The sequence below is a fragment of the Cohnella rhizosphaerae genome (genome assembly GCF_029525575.1).
GTDB classification, from domain to species: domain Bacteria; phylum Bacillota; class Bacilli; order Paenibacillales; family Paenibacillaceae; genus Cohnella; species Cohnella rhizosphaerae.
In genome coordinates this window covers 1130284-1150023 of sequence record NZ_JAPDIA010000008.1, presented here as the reverse complement: position 1 = coordinate 1150023, position 19740 = coordinate 1130284, and the positions used below count along the sequence as shown (strand labels likewise).

Annotated in this window: 18 protein-coding genes and 2 pseudogenes; 17 read left to right on the top strand and 3 right to left on the bottom strand. The window is 62.6% G+C overall.

The genetic code is table 11. The annotated features are described in order from the left end of the window. Window positions 1–37 precede the first annotated feature (37 nt). The 7 genes from OMP40_RS28880 (at window position 38) to OMP40_RS28850 (ending at window position 7616) form a co-directional block, all read left to right on the top strand. Window positions 38–1300 carry a ribulose-bisphosphate carboxylase large subunit family protein gene (locus OMP40_RS28880; RefSeq protein WP_277536521.1) on the top strand — a complete coding sequence of 421 codons (1263 nt, stop codon included), beginning with the start codon at window positions 38–40 and terminating at the stop codon, window positions 1298–1300. Beyond that, complete coding sequence (locus OMP40_RS28875) at window positions 1297–2688, top strand: four-carbon acid sugar kinase family protein (RefSeq protein ID WP_277536518.1); 1392 nt, start codon at window positions 1297–1299, stop codon at window positions 2686–2688. The genes OMP40_RS28880 and OMP40_RS28875 overlap by 4 nt, the downstream gene beginning before the upstream one ends. A gap of 39 nt (window positions 2689–2727) precedes the next feature. After that, window positions 2728–3573 carry a phosphogluconate dehydrogenase C-terminal domain-containing protein gene (locus tag OMP40_RS28870; RefSeq protein WP_277536517.1) on the top strand — a complete coding sequence of 282 codons (846 nt, stop codon included), beginning with the start codon at window positions 2728–2730 and terminating at the stop codon, window positions 3571–3573. A gap of 25 nt (window positions 3574–3598) precedes the next feature. After that, complete coding sequence (locus OMP40_RS28865) at window positions 3599–4363, top strand: amidohydrolase family protein (RefSeq protein ID WP_277536515.1); 765 nt, start codon at window positions 3599–3601, stop codon at window positions 4361–4363. Continuing rightward, entirely contained in the window at window positions 4360–5421 is a 1062-nt protein-coding gene (locus tag OMP40_RS28860; protein WP_277536513.1) for a Gfo/Idh/MocA family protein, read from the top strand. Before OMP40_RS28865 ends, OMP40_RS28860 begins: the two co-directional genes overlap by 4 nt. Window positions 5422–5453: 32 nt before the next feature. Continuing rightward, window positions 5454–6110 carry a GntR family transcriptional regulator gene (locus tag OMP40_RS28855; protein WP_277536511.1) on the top strand — a complete coding sequence of 219 codons (657 nt, stop codon included), beginning with the start codon at window positions 5454–5456 and terminating at the stop codon, window positions 6108–6110. Window positions 6111–6368: 258 nt separating this feature from the next. Continuing rightward, a complete protein-coding gene (locus OMP40_RS28850) occupies window positions 6369–7616 on the top strand; it encodes an apiosidase-like domain-containing protein (RefSeq protein WP_277538092.1) in 1248 nt (415 codons plus the stop codon). Window positions 7617–7787: 171 nt separating this feature from the next. Here the strand turns inward: OMP40_RS28850 and OMP40_RS28845 are convergent, their stop codons facing one another. Further along, window positions 7788–8216 (bottom strand): universal stress protein, encoded by a 429-nt coding sequence (locus tag OMP40_RS28845; protein ID WP_277536510.1) that lies wholly within the window; start codon window positions 8214–8216, stop codon window positions 7788–7790. A 104-nt stretch (window positions 8217–8320) separates the two neighbouring features. Here OMP40_RS28845 and OMP40_RS28840 point away from each other — a divergent pair, with 104 nt between their 5' ends. From OMP40_RS28840 to OMP40_RS28815, 6 genes are all read left to right on the top strand, one after another. Next, a complete protein-coding gene (locus OMP40_RS28840; RefSeq protein ID WP_277536509.1) occupies window positions 8321–9688 on the top strand; it encodes a HelD family protein in 1368 nt (455 codons plus the stop codon). Window positions 9689–9705: 17 nt separating this feature from the next. Continuing rightward, on the top strand, window positions 9706–10440 hold the full coding sequence (locus OMP40_RS28835) for an ATP-binding domain-containing protein (RefSeq protein WP_277536508.1): 735 nt from the start codon (window positions 9706–9708) through the stop codon (window positions 10438–10440). After that, window positions 10437–11591, top strand: a complete 1155-nt coding sequence (locus OMP40_RS28830) for a metallophosphoesterase (protein ID WP_277536506.1) — start codon at window positions 10437–10439, stop codon at window positions 11589–11591. The genes OMP40_RS28835 and OMP40_RS28830 overlap by 4 nt, the downstream gene beginning before the upstream one ends. A gap of 6 nt (window positions 11592–11597) precedes the next feature. Further along, a complete protein-coding gene (locus tag OMP40_RS28825) occupies window positions 11598–12023 on the top strand; it encodes a zinc ribbon domain-containing protein (RefSeq protein WP_277536504.1) in 426 nt (141 codons plus the stop codon). A gap of 498 nt (window positions 12024–12521) precedes the next feature. After that, window positions 12522–12992: a hypothetical protein gene (locus OMP40_RS28820; protein ID WP_277536503.1), complete on the top strand. Its 471-nt coding sequence runs from the start codon at window positions 12522–12524 to the stop codon at window positions 12990–12992. Beyond that, on the top strand, window positions 12989–13585 hold the full coding sequence (locus tag OMP40_RS28815; RefSeq protein ID WP_277536500.1) for an AAA family ATPase: 597 nt from the start codon (window positions 12989–12991) through the stop codon (window positions 13583–13585). The genes OMP40_RS28820 and OMP40_RS28815 overlap by 4 nt, the downstream gene beginning before the upstream one ends. Window positions 13586–13652: 67 nt before the next feature. Here the strand turns inward: OMP40_RS28815 and OMP40_RS40575 are convergent, their stop codons facing one another. Both OMP40_RS40575 and OMP40_RS40570 read right to left on the bottom strand, forming a co-directional pair. Next, window positions 13653–13922, bottom strand: a complete 270-nt coding sequence (locus OMP40_RS40575) for a substrate-binding domain-containing protein (protein WP_338131258.1) — start codon at window positions 13920–13922, stop codon at window positions 13653–13655. 154 nt (window positions 13923–14076) lie between these two features. Beyond that, window positions 14077–14391 (bottom strand): annotated as a pseudogene (locus OMP40_RS40570) (type 1 periplasmic-binding domain-containing protein); the annotation flags it as partial. 413 nt (window positions 14392–14804) lie between these two features. Here OMP40_RS40570 and OMP40_RS28805 point away from each other — a divergent pair. From OMP40_RS28805 to OMP40_RS28790, 4 genes and pseudogenes are all read left to right on the top strand, one after another. After that, a pseudogene (locus tag OMP40_RS28805) lies at window positions 14805–16596 on the top strand (L-fucose isomerase). Between the two features lie 166 nt (window positions 16597–16762). Further along, window positions 16763–17422 carry a class II aldolase/adducin family protein gene (locus OMP40_RS28800; protein WP_277536496.1) on the top strand — a complete coding sequence of 220 codons (660 nt, stop codon included), beginning with the start codon at window positions 16763–16765 and terminating at the stop codon, window positions 17420–17422. A gap of 14 nt (window positions 17423–17436) precedes the next feature. Beyond that, a complete protein-coding gene (locus tag OMP40_RS28795; protein ID WP_277536494.1) occupies window positions 17437–18966 on the top strand; it encodes a rhamnulokinase in 1530 nt (509 codons plus the stop codon). A 254-nt stretch (window positions 18967–19220) separates the two neighbouring features. Then, window positions 19221–19733, top strand: coding sequence for an MCP four helix bundle domain-containing protein (locus OMP40_RS28790; protein ID WP_277536491.1), 513 nt, complete (start codon window positions 19221–19223; stop codon window positions 19731–19733). The last annotated feature ends 7 nt before the right edge of the window (window positions 19734–19740 follow it).

Genomic DNA, 19740 nt, shown 5'->3' with positions numbered 1-19740 from the left:
AGATCTAAGATAGATACTATCGAGGTGAAAACGTTCTATGAGTTCCGCAGTTGTACGCGCGACCTACCGCATCGAAACGCCGTATCCGCTCGATCGGGCGGCGGCCGTCATCGCCGGCGAGCAATCGACCGGCACCTTCGTCGCCGTGCCTGGCGAGAGCGACAGGCTTAAGGCGTTGCACGCGGCGCGCATCTGTTCCATCGAAGCGGAAGAGCCCGCGGCCGCGCCGTCGCTGCCTGGCGCGAAGACGCCCGCAGGCGATGGCGCGGTATTCAATCGCGGCAAGGTGACGCTGGAATTTCCGCTGGCGAACTTCGGACCGTCGATTCCGAATCTGCTGGCGACGGTCGCCGGCAATCTTTACGAGCTGCAGGAAGTGTCCGGGCTCCGGCTGCTCGATCTGGAGCTGCCGGACGACTTCGCGCGGCGCTACGGAGGACCGCGGTTCGGCGTACCGGGCACGCGCGCCTTGACGGGCGTATACGGCAGGCCGATCGTCGGCACGATCGTGAAGCCCAGCATCGGCCTAAGTCCCGAGGAGCTGGCGTCGCTTGTCGGAAGGCTGTGCGAAGCGGGCCTCGACTTTATCAAGGACGACGAATTGAACGCGGATCCGCCGTTCGCCACGCTGGAGCAAAAGGTCAAGGCGGTGATGCCGGTCATCGAGCGGGCCGCCGACCGCGCCGGCCGGAAAGTGATGTACGCCTTCAACATCACCGGCGATATCGAGGAACTGAATCGCAGGCACGAGCTGGTGGTCTCTCACGGCGGCACCTGCGTCATGGCGAGCGTGCAAAGCGTAGGCTTCGCGGGACTGGCATACCTGCGTTCGTTTTGCGAGGTGCCCATTCACGCCCATCGCAACGGGTGGGGCATGCTGACGCGCCATCCGATGCTGGGCATGTCGTTCGCGGCCTATCAGAAACTGGCTCGGCTCGCCGGCGCCGATCATCTGCATGTCAATGCGCTCGACAGCAAGTTTTACGAGAGCAACGAATCCGTCATCGCCTCCGTACAGGCGCTCCGTACGCCGCTCTCCGGCACCGAAAGCTGCATGCCGGTCCTCTCCTCGGGCCAATCGGCCGCGACGGCGGGAACCACGTACCGGGAGCTTGGCACCGTCGATCTGATGAACATCGCGGGCGGCGGCATTCTCGCGCATCCGGACGGGGCGGCGGCAGGCGTAGCCAGCATGCATCAAGCGTGGGAAGCGGCGCTTGCGGGGATGCCCGCGGAGCGGTACGCCGAGACCCGGCCCGAGCTGCGGCGCGCGCTGGATGCGTTCGGGAGACGCCCGTGAACGGCGGCGCGGCCGAAGGGCCGCCGACCGCCGCGCCCCTGTTGATGGCCTACTACGGCGACGATTTTACGGGGACGACGGATTCGCTCGAAGCGCTGACGACCGCGGGAATCCCGGCGGCGATGTTCCTCGAGCCGCCCGCCGCAAGCTTGCTTCGGGAGCGATTCCCGCATATTCGCGCTTTCGGCGTGGCCGGCGTCGGCCGTTCCCTGTCGCCGGCGGAGATGGCGCGGGAGCTCCCGCCGACGTTCGAGGCATTAAGCCGAAGCGGCGCCCCGGTCGTGCACTACAAGCTCTGCTCGACGTTCGATTCGTCGCCGCAGCTCGGCAGCATCGGCAAAGCGATCGATCTGGCGCTCGAGACGTTCGGCGGGCAGCGCTACGCGCCGCTGCTCGTCGGCGTGCCGCAGCTGCGCAGGTACACGGTGTTCGGCCAGCACTTCGCCGCGTTCGGCGCGGACGTCGCGCGGCTCGACCGTCATCCGACGATGTCCGCGCATCCGGCGACGCCGATGGACGAGGCCGACCTTCGCCTGCATCTGGCCAAGCAGACGGACAAGCGGATCGCGCTCTTCAGCATTCTGGACCAGGACGGCTCGCCTGAGCGCGTCGCGCGGACGTTCGACGAGACGCTGGCGGGCGATCCCGGCATCGTGCTGTTCGACGTGCTGGACGAGGCGAGGCTGCGCGCGGCCGGCAGGCTGCTCGCCCGGGAGGCGAAGCGAGGCGTAAGGTTCGTCGCCGGCTCCTCGAGCGTGCAGTATGCGCTTGCGGCCCATTGGAAGGAGTCGGGCGAGCTTGGAGCCGCCGCGTCGCTGCTCCGGCCTTCCTCGCCCGTCGAGCAGATCCTCGTCGTCTCCGGAAGCTGCTCGCCCGTTACCGAATCGCAGATCAGACATGCGCGCTCACGCGGCTTCACGGGCATTCGCGTCCATCCCGAGTTTTTTCTGTCGGATGCCGAAGGCGCCCGCGCGACGATTCTGTCGCAAGCGGAAGCCGTCTGGCGAGCGGGCGGCAGTCCGCTTGTATACACGGCGCTCGGCGGCGAGGGACTTAACGTCGGCGAACTCAAGCGGCTCATGCGCGAAGCGGGCGTCGCATCGCCAGATACGGGACGACTGATCGGGGAACAACTGGGCAAAGTCGCCCGCGCCTTCGTCGAGCGCTGCCGCCCTAGGCGGATGATCGTCGCCGGCGGAGACACGTCGGGCTACGTCGCCCGAGCGCTCGGGATCCTTGGTCTCGAATGCCTGACGCCGATCGCGCCGGGCGGTCCGCTTTGCCTTGCGCACGGCGCCGAAGCCGGCGTCGATGGCCTTGAGCTTGCGCTGAAGGGCGGCCAGGTCGGACAAGCCGACTATTTCGAACGCGTCAGACTGGGGCGATAGCCACGCTTCAGACATCATATCGGAAAGAAGGAACGCAACATGGCGATTATCGCGCTAATCGGCGCCGGGGGCAAAATGGGCGGAAGAATCTCCGACCGTTTGTCTCACGGCAGCCACCAAGTTTATTATGTAGAAAACGGGGAGCGCGGCAGGGCGAATATGAACGCGCGCGGCCTTGCGCCAAGCAGACTGGACGAAGCCGCATCAAGCGCGGACGCGGTCGTGCTCGCGGTGCCGGATACGGCGATCCGCGGCGTGGCCGCGCAGGTCGTGCCGCTCATGAAAAGCGGCGCCATGCTCATGCTGCTCGACCCGGCGGCGGCGTACGCCGGTCATCTGCCGGCACGCGACGACGTCGCCTATTTCGTGGCGCATCCGTGCCATCCGCCGGTATTCGGCGACGAGGACGACCCGGAGGCGCGCCGCGACTTCTTCGGCGGCATCAAGGCGAAGCAGGCGATCGTCTGCGCGCTCATGCAGGGCGCGGAGGCCGACTATGCGCGCGGCGAAGCGCTCGGCCGCGAGATATACGCGCCGGTCATGCGAAGCCACCGCATGACGGTCGAGCAGATGGCGACGCTCGAGCCCGGCATGGCGGAGACGATCGGCGCGAGCGCGGCGATGTTCCTGCGCGGCGCCATGGACGAGGCGATCAAGCGTGGCGTGCCTGCCGAAGCCGCCCGGGACTTTATGCTCGGACATATCCATATCGAGCTTGCCATCGCCTTCGGCGAAGCCGGCAATCCGTTCTCCGACGCCTGCCAGGTCGCGATGGCGTACGGCCGCGAAGCCTGGCTGAAGCCCGGGTGGGAACGGCTGCTTACGCCCCAAAGCGTGCGCGAACAGGTGGATATCATGCTGGCGCCGCGCGGCGGCGCGGTTTGATTAGAATCTCGAGGGGGAAGCGCCAGTGATTATCGACGTACATGCGCATCTGGGGACGGACCGCGTATTCGACGAGGCATTCACCGAACGGGAGCAATGGGACAAGATCGAGAAGTTCGGCATCGACTTCACGATCTTGCAGCCTGCGCTCGTGCACACGATAGAGGAGGTTAGGGCGCAGCACGACGTCATCGCGACGCTCGCGCGCAGTCATCCGGACCGGTTCGCCGGCATGGCGAACCCGAATCCGCATTTGCCGGACGACGTCTATGCGTCCGAAGTCCGGCGCTGCATCGAAAAGCTCGGCTTCGTCGGCATCAAGCTTCATACGTCCGCGCATGCGGTCAATCCGACGAGCCGTGACGGACGCAAAGTGTTCGAATGGGGCCGCAGGCTCGGCGTACCGGTCATGGTGCATACCGGCGCGGGCATTCCGTTCGCGAACCCGAGCCATCTGATCCCGGTCGCGCAGTCGTATCCGGACGTGAACATCGTCATCGCGCATTGCGGCATGATGGTGCTCGCGGGCGAGACGCACATCGCGATGCAAGCCTGCCCGAACCTGTATGCCGACATCACCTGGACGGGCGGCTTTCTCATCCGGCACTGGGTACGCGAGCTGGGCGCGGAGCGCTTCATGTTCGGCACCGATCATGCGGACAACTGCGGCACGGAGCTCGCCAAGGTGCGGACGAGCGATCTGACGGCGGAGGAGCAGGAATGGCTGCTGTATCGCTCCGCGCTCCGCGTCTATGGCTTGCAGGATCGCATCGGGAGATCGGGGGCATGAGCGCGAGCAAAATCTGGCGGGTCGGCGTCCTGGGTACCGGCTACTGGAGCGAGCATCATCTGAACGCGTGGAGCGCCATCCCCGGCGCGCGCGTCTCCGCGCTTTGCAACCGCAGCCCCGGCAAGCTGGCTGCGCGGGCGGCGCAGTTCGGCGTGCCGGCCGAGCGGACCTACGCGTCGCTGGACGACATGCTGGCCGCGGACGAGATCGACGTCGTCGACATCGTCACGGGACCCGAGACGCATCTTGAACTGGTCGTCAAGGCGGCCGAGGCAGGCAAGCATATCATGTGCCAGAAGCCGTTCGCGTCTTCGATGGTTGAAGCGAAGGCGATGGTCGCGGCCGCCGAGAAGGCAGGCGTGCGACTGATGGTCACCGAAAACTGGCGCTGGCTGGAGCCGAACCGGCTGATCAAGCGGCTGCTGGACGATGGCGCCGTCGGACAGGTCCGGATGGCGCGCTATACGCATACGGACTTTTATACGCCGCGCATGGCGCCGGGCAAGGCGCTGCCTCAGCCGTTTTTTCGCGAGATGCCGCGATTGCTGTTCTACGAGATGGGCGCCCATTGGTTCGATACGTGGCGCTTTCTGTTCGGCGAATCCGATCGGCTGTATGCGCAGATGCTGCGCGTGAGTCCCCATATCGCCGGCGAAGACAGCGGCATCGTCACCCTGTCGGGGGGCGGCTTCGCAGGGCTGATGGACATGAGCTGGGCGACCCGCGGGGCGCTGGAAGGTCCCGTCGGCGATCCCGTCGGGCCCGCGCATCGCGAGCAGCTGATCGTCGAGGGCGATCTCGCTACGATCAAGCTCTACCGCAGCGGCAGACTCGCCTTGATCGGCGACGACGGCGCGGAGCGAACCGTGAGGGAGCGAACGACGCTCGACCACGCCGCGAGCCACTTGCGTCTTCAGACGCATTTTATCGACCGGCTGAACGACGGGGCGCCTTTCGAGACGGATGGCGCGGACAACTTGCGCACGCTGGCTCTCATGTTCGCGGCATACGAGAGCGCTCGTACCCATCTGCCAGTCTCGCCCGCGGACATGCTATAATGACACATTATGCCGGGGGGGAGTGAGACGCGTTGAACGTCAATCCGGGTGGCGCCCAAAGCGCGCCGTTGTTGAAGGAAAAGGCCTATGCGGCCATCAGGCAGGCGATTATGGACGAGGTGTTCCCGCCGGGAGGCTTCCTGTCCGAAAAAAAGCTGATCGATTTCCTCGGCATGAGCAAGACGCCGATCAAGTCGGCGCTAGACCGGCTTGAATCCGAGGGGTTCGTGACCGTCTCGCCGAAGCAGGGCGTGCTCATTCGCGAGCTGTCCGTCGCCAAGGCGCGGGATATGTTCGAGCTGCGCGAGGCGATCGAGTGCTTCGTATGCGCGCGCGTCGCCGGCCGCTTGCGGCCGCAGGCGCTGGATGCGCTGCGCGGCTCGCTGGCGCGGCAGCGCGAAGCGGCCGCGGCGGGCGACGAGATCGCCTTTACCCGGGAAGACATCGCGTTTCACACGCTGCTGTGCGCGAGCGCGGGCAACGCCGAGTTCGAGACGCTCATGCAAAATTATCAGTCGCATCTGTACCGCTTCACGCTCGGCGTGCTTCGGCGAGTTCCGGACCGGATGCGCGCGGCGATCGATGATCACGCGGAGATCGTCGACCTGCTGGCGGCTGGCGCGGCGGAGGATGCGGCCGATCGGATGCGGGCGCATCTCGATTTCGGCAAAAAGGTGCTCACCGGCTGAAGCGCGACGCGACCTGCGCTTCAAGCGTCTACGCGAACCCCCTTTATACCGTACCGCGAGGCTGTAGGCTAACATTTTCACTTTCAGCTGCTTTCTGAATTTTGCTCGGGCCGGCAGCATCACTTTTCGCCTAAGCGGCTGCCGAGAGATACGGGCATGCAGGCGCGGGAGGTTACGAAAGCCCAAATAAACGCGTGGCAACGAAGAAAGGGGAACCAACCGTGAAAGACCGGATTCAAATTTCGAAGGACGGCTCCTATTTGGAGCGAGCGGGCAAGCCGTTTTTTTTATATCGCCGATACGGTGTGGAGCGTATTTTCCAACGCCACCCTCGAAGAGTGGGCGCAGTATCTCGATTACCGGCGGGGGCAGGGCTTTAACGCGGTGCAAATCTCGATTTTGCCGATCATTCACGACGCCAGCGAATCGGTGCTCGGCATCGAGCCTTTTCAGGCGCGGGAGGACGGAGGCTGGGATTATGCGCGGCCGAACGACGGATTTTTCGAGCGGGCGGGGACGATGGCGCGGATGGCGAGCGAGCGCGGCATTTTGCCGTGTCTGGTCGTGCTGTGGGGCAACTATGCGCCGGGCAACTGGATGAGCCGGCAGTCGGAGGGCTCGCATGTCATGCCGATCGAGACGGTGCGGCCGTACGCGGAGCTCGTGGCCCGCACGTTCCTGCCCTATTCCCCGATGTACTTCATCAGCGGCGATACGAACTTCGAGTCGGAGGAGGCAGCGGCCGGCCATTATCTGGAGGCGCTGCGGGGCATCAAGGCGGTCGATCCAGATGCGATCGCCTCGCTGCACATGAACGGCGGCGCATACGAGATTCCGGCCGATCTCGAGCGGGAGCTCGACTTCTACGTATATCAATCGAGCCACGACCCGGCAAGCCAGAACGGCGCTTATTCGCTGCCGGAGAAGTTTATGGCGAAAAGCGTCCGCCGGCCGGTGCTGAACGCGGAGCCGTGCTACGAAGGGATCGGGCATTTCGGCAAATACGGACGATTCCAGGCGTTCGACGTGCGCAAGGCGTTCTGGTGGAGCGTGCTGTCCGGCGCATCGGCGGGCTTCGCCTACGGTGCGCACGGCTTATGGTCCTGGCACCGCAAGGAGACGGCGTTCAACAGCGAAGACTTTTACTTGACGCCGTTCGTCTGGTCGGAAGCGCTGCGGCTGTCCGGCGCGGCGGACGTCTCGCTTGGCGGCTGGCTCGTCGAAAAGTACGGCTTGTGCGGCATTCCCGCCGCCCAGGACAAGCTTGCCTTCGATTGTCCGGATATCCGCGTGGCGGCCTGGCCGGACGACAGCGCCATTTTCGCCTATGTCCCTTACAGCCGCAAGCTCGCGCTTCGCGTCGAGCCGGAGCGTTACCGCTTCGAGGCGTTCGACCTGGAGCGCCGGCTGCCGATCGTCCTTGACGTGCGGGCTTGTCCGGACGGCGCGCTCGTGGCGCTTCCCGAGACGAATGCCGATCTGTTGATCGCGGCGATACGGATCTGACGCGGTCTTCCTATGTATTTTACTTGGCTAACGATATACGATATATTATAGGGCAGACCTGCACAGTCAGCCTGCATAAGCCTTGAATAACAGACATCGGTCCCTTCCCTTGCGGGAAGAGACCGATTTTTGTCGTTGGACCCGGCAAGCGCCGGAAGCTTGCTGCCCCGATTATTTGACGATCAGCACCGGCGTTTTGGCATGCTGCATGACGTTGTGGCTGACGCTGCCGAGCACGAACTCGCGGATGCCGCCGAGCCCGCGGCTGCCGAGCACGATCAGGTCCGCGCCATTTTCGCCGGCATAGTCGAGGATCGTGTTGGCCGGATCGCCGTCGATCAGCTTGAACGACGCGTTGACCGTGGACGGCACGAGCGACTTCGCTTCCTCGAGCACCTTGAACGAGTGGTCCATGTATTGCTGGGACCAGTCGGCAGGCAGGGTGACCATGAAGTCGCCGTTGTTGACGAGCGGCACCTGGTAGACGTGAATGACCGTCAATGCGGCGCCGTAGCTTTCCGCCAGCGCGGCGGCTTGGGAGATCGCCTTGCGCGACAATTTAGAACCGTCGAACGCCACCAAAATGTTGTTGTAGCTCATCGTAATGCCCTCCTCGCCGAATTATGTAAGTTGCATAGGCCATGTATCTTCCTTTATTTAACCATACTTAATCTGCCGTAATCAATTTGAAGGAGGACGCGATCGTGTCGGAAGACCAAAGATTCCGTGAAGAAACGGTGAAGCTGGAGCGCACGAAGGAAGCGATCCGAACGCAGATCGCGGGCATCGGCCCGCGGTACACTGGCAACGATTATACCGAACAGACGCTCGATGCCATCCGTCAGGAACGCAAGATTCGACTGACCGCGTCCGAGAAGGAACCGTATTTTGGCAGGCTCGACTTCCGCGAAGCGGGAAAGGGCGAGACGTTGCCGCTGTATATCGGCAAGTCGGGCGTGGGCGAAGAGAACGGACACCGTCTGCTCGTCGTGGATTGGCGGGCGCCGGTGTCAAGCTTGTTTTACGCGTTCTCGGGCGGCGATCCGGAGGTCGTCTACGACTCGCCTGAAGGACCGGTGTCGGGCACCGTACATTTGAAGCGCAATTTGCTCGTGCGCGAAGGCGAGCTGCAGCGCGTCGTGGACAGCTACGCCGAAGACGGCGAGCAGGGCGGCTCGGCCGGCGACGAGTTTTTGCTGCACAAGCTAGGAGAGAGCAAGGACAACAAGCTACGGGATATCGTGTCGACGATTCAGCAGGAGCAGGACGCGATTATCCGTACCGAGAAAAACAAAGCCGTGTTCATCCAGGGCGTCGCGGGAAGCGGCAAGACGACCGTCGCGCTTCATCGGCTCGCCTACCTGCTCTATCGCTATCAGGATCGCGTCCGCGCCGACCGCATGATGATTCTTGCGCCGAGCAAAATGTTCCTGAATTACATCTCCGGGGTGCTGCCCGAGCTTGGTGTCGGGGATATCGGCCAGCAGACGTTCGAGGACTGGGCGCTCGAGCAGATCGGCGAAGAGCTACGGCTCCGGGATCCGGCGGAAGAGCTGGCCCGGTGGTTCGAGGGCGATGCCGCCGCAGGCGGGCGTTCGGATACGCCGGCGAAGCGCAAGGGCAGTCTGGGCTTCTTGGCCGAGATCGACGAAGCGATCGCGGAGCTTGCGCGGACGATGGTGCCGGACGAGCCGTTCTCGCCCGACGATCGCCGCATGCTGACGGCCGAGCAAGTTCGCGCCTGGTTCGCGGAGGAAAATCCGCTCGATCCGCTCATGAAAAAGCGCGAACGGGTATTGAACCGGATCAAGCGCTGGATGGAGATCGAGCTCGGCAAAGCCAGATGGAGCGAAGCCGAGGTGCGCAAAAAAGGCGAACGCCCGCTGGAAGGCATACGCCGGCAAACTGCCGCAGCATACAGCCGCTTCTTTTTTACAAAGCGTGCGGCTGGCTGGCGGACGAGGCGGAAGGGACGAAGCGCGCTGGCGCGTCTTCCAGATCAAAGGGGAAAAGCAAGGCTTCCGCCGTTTTCGCCAGAGAAGATCTGGCCGCGCTCGTTCATATTCATCTAAAGCTGCTTGGTCCGACCGTGCCGGCCTACGACCATATCGTGATCGACGAAGCGCAGGATTATTCGCCAGCGCAGTTGCACGTGCTGAGGCAGCATCAGCGGATCACGTCCATGACGGTGCTCGGGGACCTGCAGCAGGGGATTCACGACTATGCGGGCGTTACCGACTGGGCGGAGCTCAAAGGCTTGTTTCCCGCGGATGAAACGTCGTATTACGAGCTCGACCGGAGTTATCGTTCCACGCTGGAGATCATCGAATTCGCCAACCGCATTTTGAAGGGCATGGGCGGGGGCGTCAAGCCGGCGCGGCCCGTCTTCCGCAGCGGCTGGCCGGTGGAGGTCGAGCGGACCGCCGCCGAGTCGCCGGACGTCGCCGCGATCGCTTCGATCGTCGAAGCGTGGGGGCGGGAATCCGAGCTGCAAAGCATCGCGGTGCTGGGACGGACGGCCGTGGCCTGCGCGCGCATTCATGCCGGGCTGACGGCCCGCGGCATCCAAGCTTCGCTGCTCGAGGCGAAGCAGCAGAATTACGAGGGCGGGATCACGGTCGCGCCGGTGTATTTGTCCAAGGGACTCGAATTCGATGCCGTGCTCATACCCGATGCGGACGCGGCGGACTACGGGGCGGAGGACGCCAAGCTGCTCTACGTCGGCTGCACGCGCGCGCTGCACAGGCTCAAGCTGCTGTATGCGGACGCGCCGACGCCGCTCATCGCCGAGCGGGACGGCGTGCCGGAGGAGGCGAGCCGATGAGAAGAGGAGGATTGCGGGCTGTCTTGACGTTCGCGCTAGTCATTGCCGCGTATCTCGGTCTGAACTTCTTTATCGGCTGGAACGCACAAACCTGGCTGAACGCCTGGCTGCCCGGCTTTCCCGGCGCGGCGCTGTGGACATTGCTCGCTTTGGCCGCGCTCGGCTATTTGATCGGACGTCTCCGTTTTCTGCCGAAGCCGGTCGGGCGCGGGCTGAAGGTGTTCGGCGCTTATTATATCGGGCTGTTCGAATACGCGGTGCTGCTGCTGCCGATCGCGGATTTGGCGGTATGGCTGTTCTACGAAGCGGGATCGGATTATAAAGATACGGTAGAATCGATCGGCTTCGTCGTGGCCGTCCTGCTGCTGCTCCTGTTCGCCTGGGGAACCTGGAACGCCTGGACGCCGATCGTGCGCAAGTACGAGATCGACGTCGAAAAGGCGGCCGGGGGCCGACGCCGCATGGATATCGTGCTCGTCAGCGATCTGCATCTGGGCAATATCGTCGGCAATCGCCACTTGGACCGTCTGCTCCCCCGCGTGGAGCGGATCAAGCCCGATCTTATCCTGCTGGCGGGCGACGTGCTCGACGACGTCATCGAGCCGTTCATCCGCAACCGGATGGCCGAGCGGCTCGGCCGGCTCGCGGCGCCGCTTGGCGTCTATGCCGTGCTCGGCAACCACGAATATTACGGCGGCCATATCGAGGAATACGTCGAACGGATGGCGGCGCTCGGCATCCCCGTCCTGCGCGACGAGCGCGCGACGCCGGGCGGCATCTTGAACGTCGTGGGCCGCAAGGACAAGGCGGCGGAGTCGATGGACCCGCAAGGCCGCAAGCCGGTGGCGGAGCTGCTTAAAGGCGTCGATCGCTCGCTGCCGATTATATTGATGGACCATCAGCCATACGGCTATGCGGCGGACGAGGAGGCCGGCGTCGACATCGTCGTTTCGGGACACACGCATCGGGGCCAGTTCGCGCCGAACCACTGGGTGACGGGAAGACTGTTCGAGCTGGACTGGGGTTATTTGCGAAAAGGCAGGATGCACGCCGTCGTCTCGTCCGGCTACGGCACCTGGGGGCCGCCGGTCCGTCTGGCGAGCCGCAGCGAGATCGTGCACTTGTCCGTCACCTTCAGCGGAGGAGCGTGAAAAGCGGTGGAATGTCCTTATTGCCAGGCCGCGCTGGCGCGTGTCGCTGGCAGATGTCCGAACTGCGGTCGCAAGCTGTACGAGGTAACCGAAGAGGACTTCGAGGAATCGGCGTTAAGCGCTGGCAGCGCGTCGGAGGATGACGGAGCTCCGATCGGTGCGGACGGCGAGGAGCCTACCGGTATTCGCGAGCTGGCGGAGACGCTCGAATCCCGATTCGTCTGCCGCCGATGCGGCAACCATGGGGGCATTGCCAAAGAGGTGGCGATGACCGGCGCCGGACTCAGCAAGCTGCTGGACGTGCAGCATCGCCACTATTTATTTGTGTCCTGCGAACGCTGCGGCAACGTCGAAATTTACGACCCGGAGGTGCTGCTCGGCCGCAAGCCGGGTATGCTGGGCACCCTGCTCGACGCGCTCTTCGGAGGCTAACAGGAAAAAGTTACGCTACAGACTTGCTAACCGGGCTAAATGGAGCTGTAGAGGAAAAAAGTTACGCTACAGGCTCGCGAACGGGTCTGAATGGGGCTGTAAAGGAAAAAAGTTACGCTACAGGCTCGCTAACCGGGCTAAATGGAGCTGTAGAGGGAAAAAGTTACGCTACAGGCTCGCGAACGGGTCTGAATGGGGCTGTAAAGGAAAAAAGTTACGCTACAGGCTTGCTAACCGGGCTAAATGGAGCTGTAGAGGAAAAAAGTTACGCTACAGGCCCGCGAACCGGTCTAAAAGGTGCTGTAAAGGAAAAAAGTTACGCTACGGTGTCGCGATTCGGAAACATGATGCTGTAAAGTCAAAAAGTTGCTCTACGGGCTCGCGACCCGGTCCGATGGTGCTCTAGGGAGGACTTTTCGCAGCGTTTGTTTTGCTTTAAAATGTGAACCAAGCATGTTTTTTCCTTGTGTGAATCATTCGATCCAAAGGAGCCTGACCATGTCACGTAAGCTTCTGCTGTTGTTCGCGGCGCTGATGCTGCTTGTTCCGTCCGTTGGCGCCGCGGCCGGCTGGGACACGCCGTTTGTCGTTTATTACGACAATTTGTACAAGATAACGGATGAAGCCGTGCCCGCCGACCGGCTCGGCATGAAGCTGGGCAAAGTTTCTCTCTATGCCGAGAGCGAAGGCGCTTACAAGGGCAACTTCTCCAACGCGCTGCCGAAGGGCACCGAATTCAAAGGCATTCTGGGCATCGACGTGCAGGATGCGATCGCCATCGACGCAGGAGGCGGCGCCTATGTTAAAGCGATCTATCTGGAGTCGTACAAGGACAGCAGCCTAAACAGCACAAGACAAGCGCTGGCGCGTCTGGACTGGCTATGGTCGCTGCTTATTGCCGCCGCCGCGATCGCCGCTTTCGTCATTTGGCGGCGCAAGACGAAGCGAATCGACGGGCCAAGCCTGTGATCATATGGATCAACGGCGCGTTCGGCGCAGGCAAGACGACGGCCGCGTACGAGCTGCGCCGAAGGCTGGCCGGCTCGCTTGTGTTCGATCCGGAGGAGGCCGGCTTCTACATCCGAGCGAGGCTGCCGAAGCCGCTTCGCGGCAGCGACTTCCAGGACTATCCGATGTGGCGGTCGATCAACCGCGACATGCTGGCCTACCTCGCCGCGAAGCATGACGGGCCGATCATCGTGCCGATGACGGTCGTGAACGAAGATTACATGAACGAAATGGTCGGCGCGCTGCGCGGCTCTGGCATCCGGGTCGACCACTACGCGTTGACGGCATCGCGGGAAACGCTAATGCGACGCCTTCGAAGCCGGTGGGAGGGCGAGCGGTCCTGGGCGGCCATGCAGATCGACCGATGTCTGGACGGTTTGTCGAAGCCCGCATTCGAGGTCCATATTCAAACGGACGGCATGAACGCAGATCAAGTCGTTGACCGCATCGCAGAGCTGTCCGGACTCGCGCTCGCGCCGGATCGCCGGAGTCCGATCAAGCGGGCATGGGACCGGCTCCGAACGAAAGCCGGGCATATTCGGCTCGGACGATAGCGGGCAAGGGGTTCGCCAATGGCGCCGCGGAAAATATTCCGCGGCGCCATTTCATGTGACGCCACCGTCACAGCTGGCGAACCGAACGCCTCACGATCAGCTCAGCGGGCAGCACGATCTTGCGCCAGCCCGGCGCCTGTCCGTCGCGCGATTGAATCCGGTCGAGCAGCATCTGCATGCCGAGATGGCCGAACTGGTAAGCTTGCTGGGAGATGACCGTGAAAAAGGGGTCCATCTCGGCGTAAGAGGCCAATTCGTCGAAGCAGACGATCGACACGTCTTCCGGCACGCGAAGCCCGCGCGAACGAAGCGAACGCATGAGCTCGACGGCAAGCACGTTGTTGCCCGCGACGACGGCGGTAGGAAGGGGGGCGCATGCGGTCGAGCCACGCTTCGATGCCCGTCAGATCGCTGCGCGGACCGAAGCTCGTTTCCAACACGAGCGCTTCGTCGTATTCGAGATCGTTCAGCTTGAGCGCTTCCCGGTAGCCGTCGAGCCGATCCCTGGCGCTCGAGATGGTGCGCGAGCCGTTGATCAGCGCGATGCGGCGATGGCCGCCGCCGACGAGCTGCTTGACCAGTTGGCGCGCGCCTTCTTTGCTGTCGCCGAGCACGACGTCGCTATCCATGCCGGGCACTTCGCGGTCGAGCAATACGAACGGCACGCGGTGACGCCGCAGCATCTCGAGGTGAGGGAGGGACGCATCCCCGGCCGGGGCGAGCAGCACGCCGTCCGCCCGCGTTTTCAGAACGGCGTCGATATAGTCGTTTTCTTTTTCCAGATCCTCGTCCGTGTTGCCGAACAGCAGCCGGTAGCCATGCTTTTTCGCCGCATCCTCGGCGCCGCGCGCAAGCGTCGTATAAAAAAGGATTCGTAATATCGGTAATCATCAGAAACAGCAGCCGCGTCTCCTGAAGGACGAGGCTGCGCGCCATTTGGTTCGGCACGTAACCGAGCTCGTCCATGACGCGCTTGACCTTCGCCCGCGTTTTCTCGCTGATTCGCCCCGTGTTATTGATAACTCTAGATACCGTCATCGCCGAGACGCCGGCTTTTTCCGCGATATCGTAGATGGTGACCATACGCGTCCAATCCTCTCATAAATCCGGCTCATACTTAACATCTATCTTACAAAACTAATGGATTGACAGCAATACGTTTCGTTGTTAACTTAGAGTTATCGATAACATATTAATCGCTTTCAAGGAGGCTTCATTGATGACTGACCATGCATACCGGTACCAAAGCGGATTTCCCAAGATCGGCATTCGTCCGACGATCGACGGCCGGCGCAAGGGCGTGCGCGAATCGCTCGAAGACCAGACGATGAACATGGCCAAGGCGGTGGCCGAGCTGCTCAGCGGCTCGCTTCGCTATCCGAACGGCGAGCCTGTCGAGTGCGTCATCTCGGACACCTGCATCGGCGGCGTCGCCGAAGCGGCCGCGTCGGCGGACAAGTTCGCCAAGGCGGGCGTCGGCGTCTCGCTCACCGTCACGCCTTGCTGGTGCTACGGCACGGAGACGATGGACATGGACCCGACGCTTCCGAAGGCGGTCTGGGGCTTCAACGGCACGGAGCGTCCTGGCGCGGTCTATCTGGCGGCGGTATTGTCCGGCTACGCGCAAAAAGGGCCTGCCGGCGTTCGGCATCTACGGCGAGCAGGTGCAGGATTCGGGCGACACGACCGTTCCCGAGGACGTCCGCGAAAAGCTGATCGGTTTCGCCCGCGCGGGTCTTGCGGTCGCGATCATGCGCGGCAAATCGTATTTGTCGATGGGCTCGGTGTCGATGGGCATCGCGGGCTCGATCGTGAACGACGGGCTGTTTCAGGAGTACCTCGGCATGCGCACGGAATACGTGGACATGTCCGAGTTCGTGCGCCGCATCGAAGAAGAGATCTACGACCCGGCTGAGTTCGAGAAGGCGCTTGCCTGGGTGAAGGAAAACTGCAAGGAGGGGCCCGACAACAATCCGGAGCGCTTGCAGAAGAGCCGCGCGGACAAGGACAAGGATTGGGAGACCGTCGTCAAAATGACCCAGATCGCCCGCGACCTGATGATCGGCAATCCGCGTCTGGCCGAGCTCGGCTTCGGCGAAGAAGCGCAGGGCCACAATGCGCTCGTCTCCGGCTTCCAGGGACAGCGCGCCTGGACCGACCACTTCCCGAACGGCGACTTCCTGGAGACGATCCTGAATTCTTCGTTCGACTGGAACGGCATCCGCGCGCCTTATATCGTCGCCACGGAGAATGACAGCCTGAACGGCATCCCGATGCTGATGGGCTACCTGCTCACCAACACCGCGCAAATTTTCGCCGACGTCCGGACATACTGGGGACCCGATTCGGTCGAGAGAGTTACCGGTCACAAATTGACGGGCGCGGCGGCGGGCGGCTTGCTTCACCTCATCAACTCCGGCTCCGCGACGATGGACGGCACCGGCGAACAATCGAAAGACGGCAAGCCGGCGATGAAGCCGTTCTGGGACATCTCCGCCGATGAGGCGCAAAAATGTCTGGACGCGACGAGCTGGCGTCCGGCGTCCGCGGAATACTTCCGGGGGGGCGGCTATTCGTCCGACTTCCTGACGAAGGGCGGCATGCCGATGACGATGTCCCGCCTGAACTTCGTCAAGGGCATCGGGCCGACGCTGCAGATCGCCGAAGGCTATTCGGTGGACCTTCCGCCGGAAGTGCACGACGCGCTCGACAAGCGCACGGACCCGACCTGGCCGACGACGTGGTTCGCCCCGGTCGTCACGGGCAAGGGCGCGTTCCGCACCGTATACGACGTCATGGACAATTGGGGCGCGAACCACGGCTCGATCAGCTACGGCCATATCGGCGCGGACCTGATCACGCTCGCGTCGATGCTCCGGATTCCGGTCAGCATGCACAATGTCGCCGAGGAGCGCGTCTTCCGCCCGCGGGCCTGGGGGCTGTTCGGCACGGACGGCATCGAGGGCGCCGACTTCAGAGCGTGCGCGAACTTCGGACCGCTTTACAAATAAAGGGTCAACCGGCGAAGCCGTCCGCACCGGGCGGCCTTCGTCCCGTTTTTTCCGTTTGGCATGAACGCGTCGACGCTATCCTTTCGATCCGATACGTTTTCGTCGGCATCTTCCTGTTGTCGGCATCTTCCCATCGTAACATTTTAACCTTGGAGGTCATTCACGCATGAGCGCCACCGATATTCGCAATGAGCTGTGCAAGTACGCGCGCAAGACGGTATCGAACAAGCTGGTCGTCGGACCCGGCGGCAATCTGAGCGCCCGTCACGAGGGCAAGATGTATCTGTCTCCGAGCGGATTCGCGCTGGACGAGATCGCGCCCGAGCAGTGGGTCGAGGTGGACATCGAGAGCGGCGATATCACCGACATCGGCCTGCGGCCGTCGTCCGAGGTGCTGATGCACTTGTACGCCTACCGGGCCAACCCGTCCATCGGGGCGATCGTGCATACGCATCCGCCGTATTGCATCGCCTTTACGCTGGTCGAGCAGAACCTGCCGGTCATGTTCCCCGACCAGGCGGCACTCGTCGGCACGACGACCTACGTCCCCTACGTACTGCCCACGACCGACCGCCTCGCCGACGCCGTCGTCGCCAAGGTGAACGACTATAGCACGATCCTGCTAGGCAATCACGGCCTCGTCACGACGGGACGCAATCTTCGCGAAGCCTACTACCGCACCGAGGTGGTCGAGGAGAGCGCGAAGATCTGGCTGATCGCAAGCGCGATCAAGACGCCCAAGGCGTTGACGGACGCGGAATACAAAGAGATCGCTTCGCTGGAGAGCGAAGCCTACCGGATCGAGCTGCTGCAAAAAATGAAATAGGCGGGGGACGGGACATGAGCGAGACAACGGCTGTAGTTGGCGAATCTCGCCGCGCGATCGCGCTGGCGTTCGATATGGGCGCAAGCTCGGGACGCGCCTATGTCGGCGAGCTTGCCGCGGAAGCGGACGGCACCCGCAAGCTTAAAGTGGCCGAGATGCACCGCTTCGAAAACGAAGCCGTCCGCGTGGGCAAGCATTTGCACTGGGATATTCTGCGCCTGCTGCAGGAGATCAAGCGGGGCATCCGCAAGACGTTCCAGGCCGGCTACGATCCGCGGACGCTCGGCATCGATACGTGGGGCGTCGACTTCGGACTCATCGACGGCGGCGGCGAGCTGCTCGGCAATCCGTATCATTACCGCGATCCGCAGACCGAAGGGTTGATCGAGGAGCTGAGCGCGCGCTTCGGCGCGGACGCGCTGTTCGCGTCGAGCGGGCTTCAATTCATGCCCTTCAACACGATTTATCAGCTATACGCGATGAGCCGGACCGGTTCGGCGAAGCTCGCCGCGGCCAGGACGCTGCTGCTGACGCCCGATCTGCTCACCTATCTGCTGACGGGCGTGCCGGCCTGCGAATTCACGATGGCGACGACGACGCAGCTGTTCGATCCGCGCACGCGGAGCTGGAACAAGACGTTGATGAGAGAGCTGGGAATCCCGGAGACGCTCTTTCTGGAGCCCGTCGCGCCGGGCACGCGGATCGGCCCGCTGTCGGAGGAAGTGCTCGAGGAGCTGCGAATTCCCCCGGTCGAGGCGGTGGCGGTCGGCTCCCACGATACGGCATCCGCGATTGCGGCCGTGCCGGCGGGAGACGAACCGTTCGCCTATCTCGTCTGCGGCACCTGGTCGCTGCTCGGCACAGAGCTGGCGGAGCCGGTTCTGAAGCCGGAGACGCTCGCGCTGTCCTTTTCCAACGAAGGCGGCGTCGGCGGCAAGTATCAGCTGCTTGAAAACATCATGGGCTTGTGGATCTTGCAGGAATGCAAGCGGGAATGGGACGATGACGGATCCCCGATCGGCTATCCGGAGCTGGTCGAACGCGCTGAAGCGGCCGAGCCGCTGCGAAGCTTGATCGACCCCGACGACGCGCGCTTTTACGGGCCTTCCGACATGACGTCCAAGATCCGCGCTTTCTGCCGGGAGACCGGACAGCCGGAGCCGCGTGACCGGGGCGAATTCGCCCGCTGCATTCTCGAGAGTCTCGCGCTTCGTTATCGCCAGGCGTTCGAGCAGGCGGAGACGCTCGCCGGGCGGAAGTTCGCCGGGCTCCACATGGTCGGCGGCGGCATCCAGAACAAGCTGCTCTGCCGGCTCTCGGCCGGCGCGATCGGCCGCCCGGTCTTCGCGGGACCGGCAGAGGCGAGCGCGATCGGCAATTTGCTGCTGCAGTTCGTCGCGCAGGGCGAGATCGCGGATCTCGCCGAAGCGAGACGTCTCGTGTCGGATTCGTTCCCGGCCGATCGCTACGAGCCTGACGATAGGGAGGCGTGGGAAGCCGCATACGGACGGTTTCTGGCGCTGAGCGCTGCTTCTAAAGCTTAGCTTCCGTCCAAATTAGACGATGAAATACGCATCAGAAACCCGCTGCTTCCCACTGGGAAAAGCGGGTTCTTTACGTTGCGTGCTTTCGATTTTTACGACATAAAACGACATAATGCGACTTAATTGTTTATGTTTCATCAAATTCTTCCTCGATTTTCTGGTTTGCTGTTAAGTTTTTTTTTAACTTCGCACCGATATGATTAAGAGGAAAGCAACATTATGAGGCCGGACGTGCGGCGGGAGGCAGTCAACGGATGAATTGGACGGTCGGCAAAAAAATGGTAGGGGCGTTTAGCGCCATCGTCGTCGCGCTTGCGGCGCTGGGTTTTATCAGTCTGGTCAACATGAGTTTGATGAACAAGCAGTCTCAGGAGATCGGCACCGATTGGCTGAACGGCGTGGAAACGATGAGCAGCATCAAAATCGATCTTCAGGAGATCACGAATTTATATTATCAGTCGTTGATGGCCGCGGACGCAGCAGCCAAAAAGAAGGCTGTCGATCAAATGAACGCATTGTTTCCGGAGATCGAGAACCACGTGAACGAATATAAAGGCTCCGTAGCGAACGAAAAGGATCAAAAGCTGTACGCGTCGTTGGAGCAGGATTGGGAGCAGTTCAAGGCTACCTATGCGGCTTCTGCGAAAAACGCCGGAGATGCGGACGGCGCGAGCAAGGCGGGCGAGGCCTTTAAAAAGCTCGAAAATGACGTGGACCAGTTGATCGACTTTAATCACGAAGGCGCCGCCAGCAGCGTAAAAGGATAACGATAAA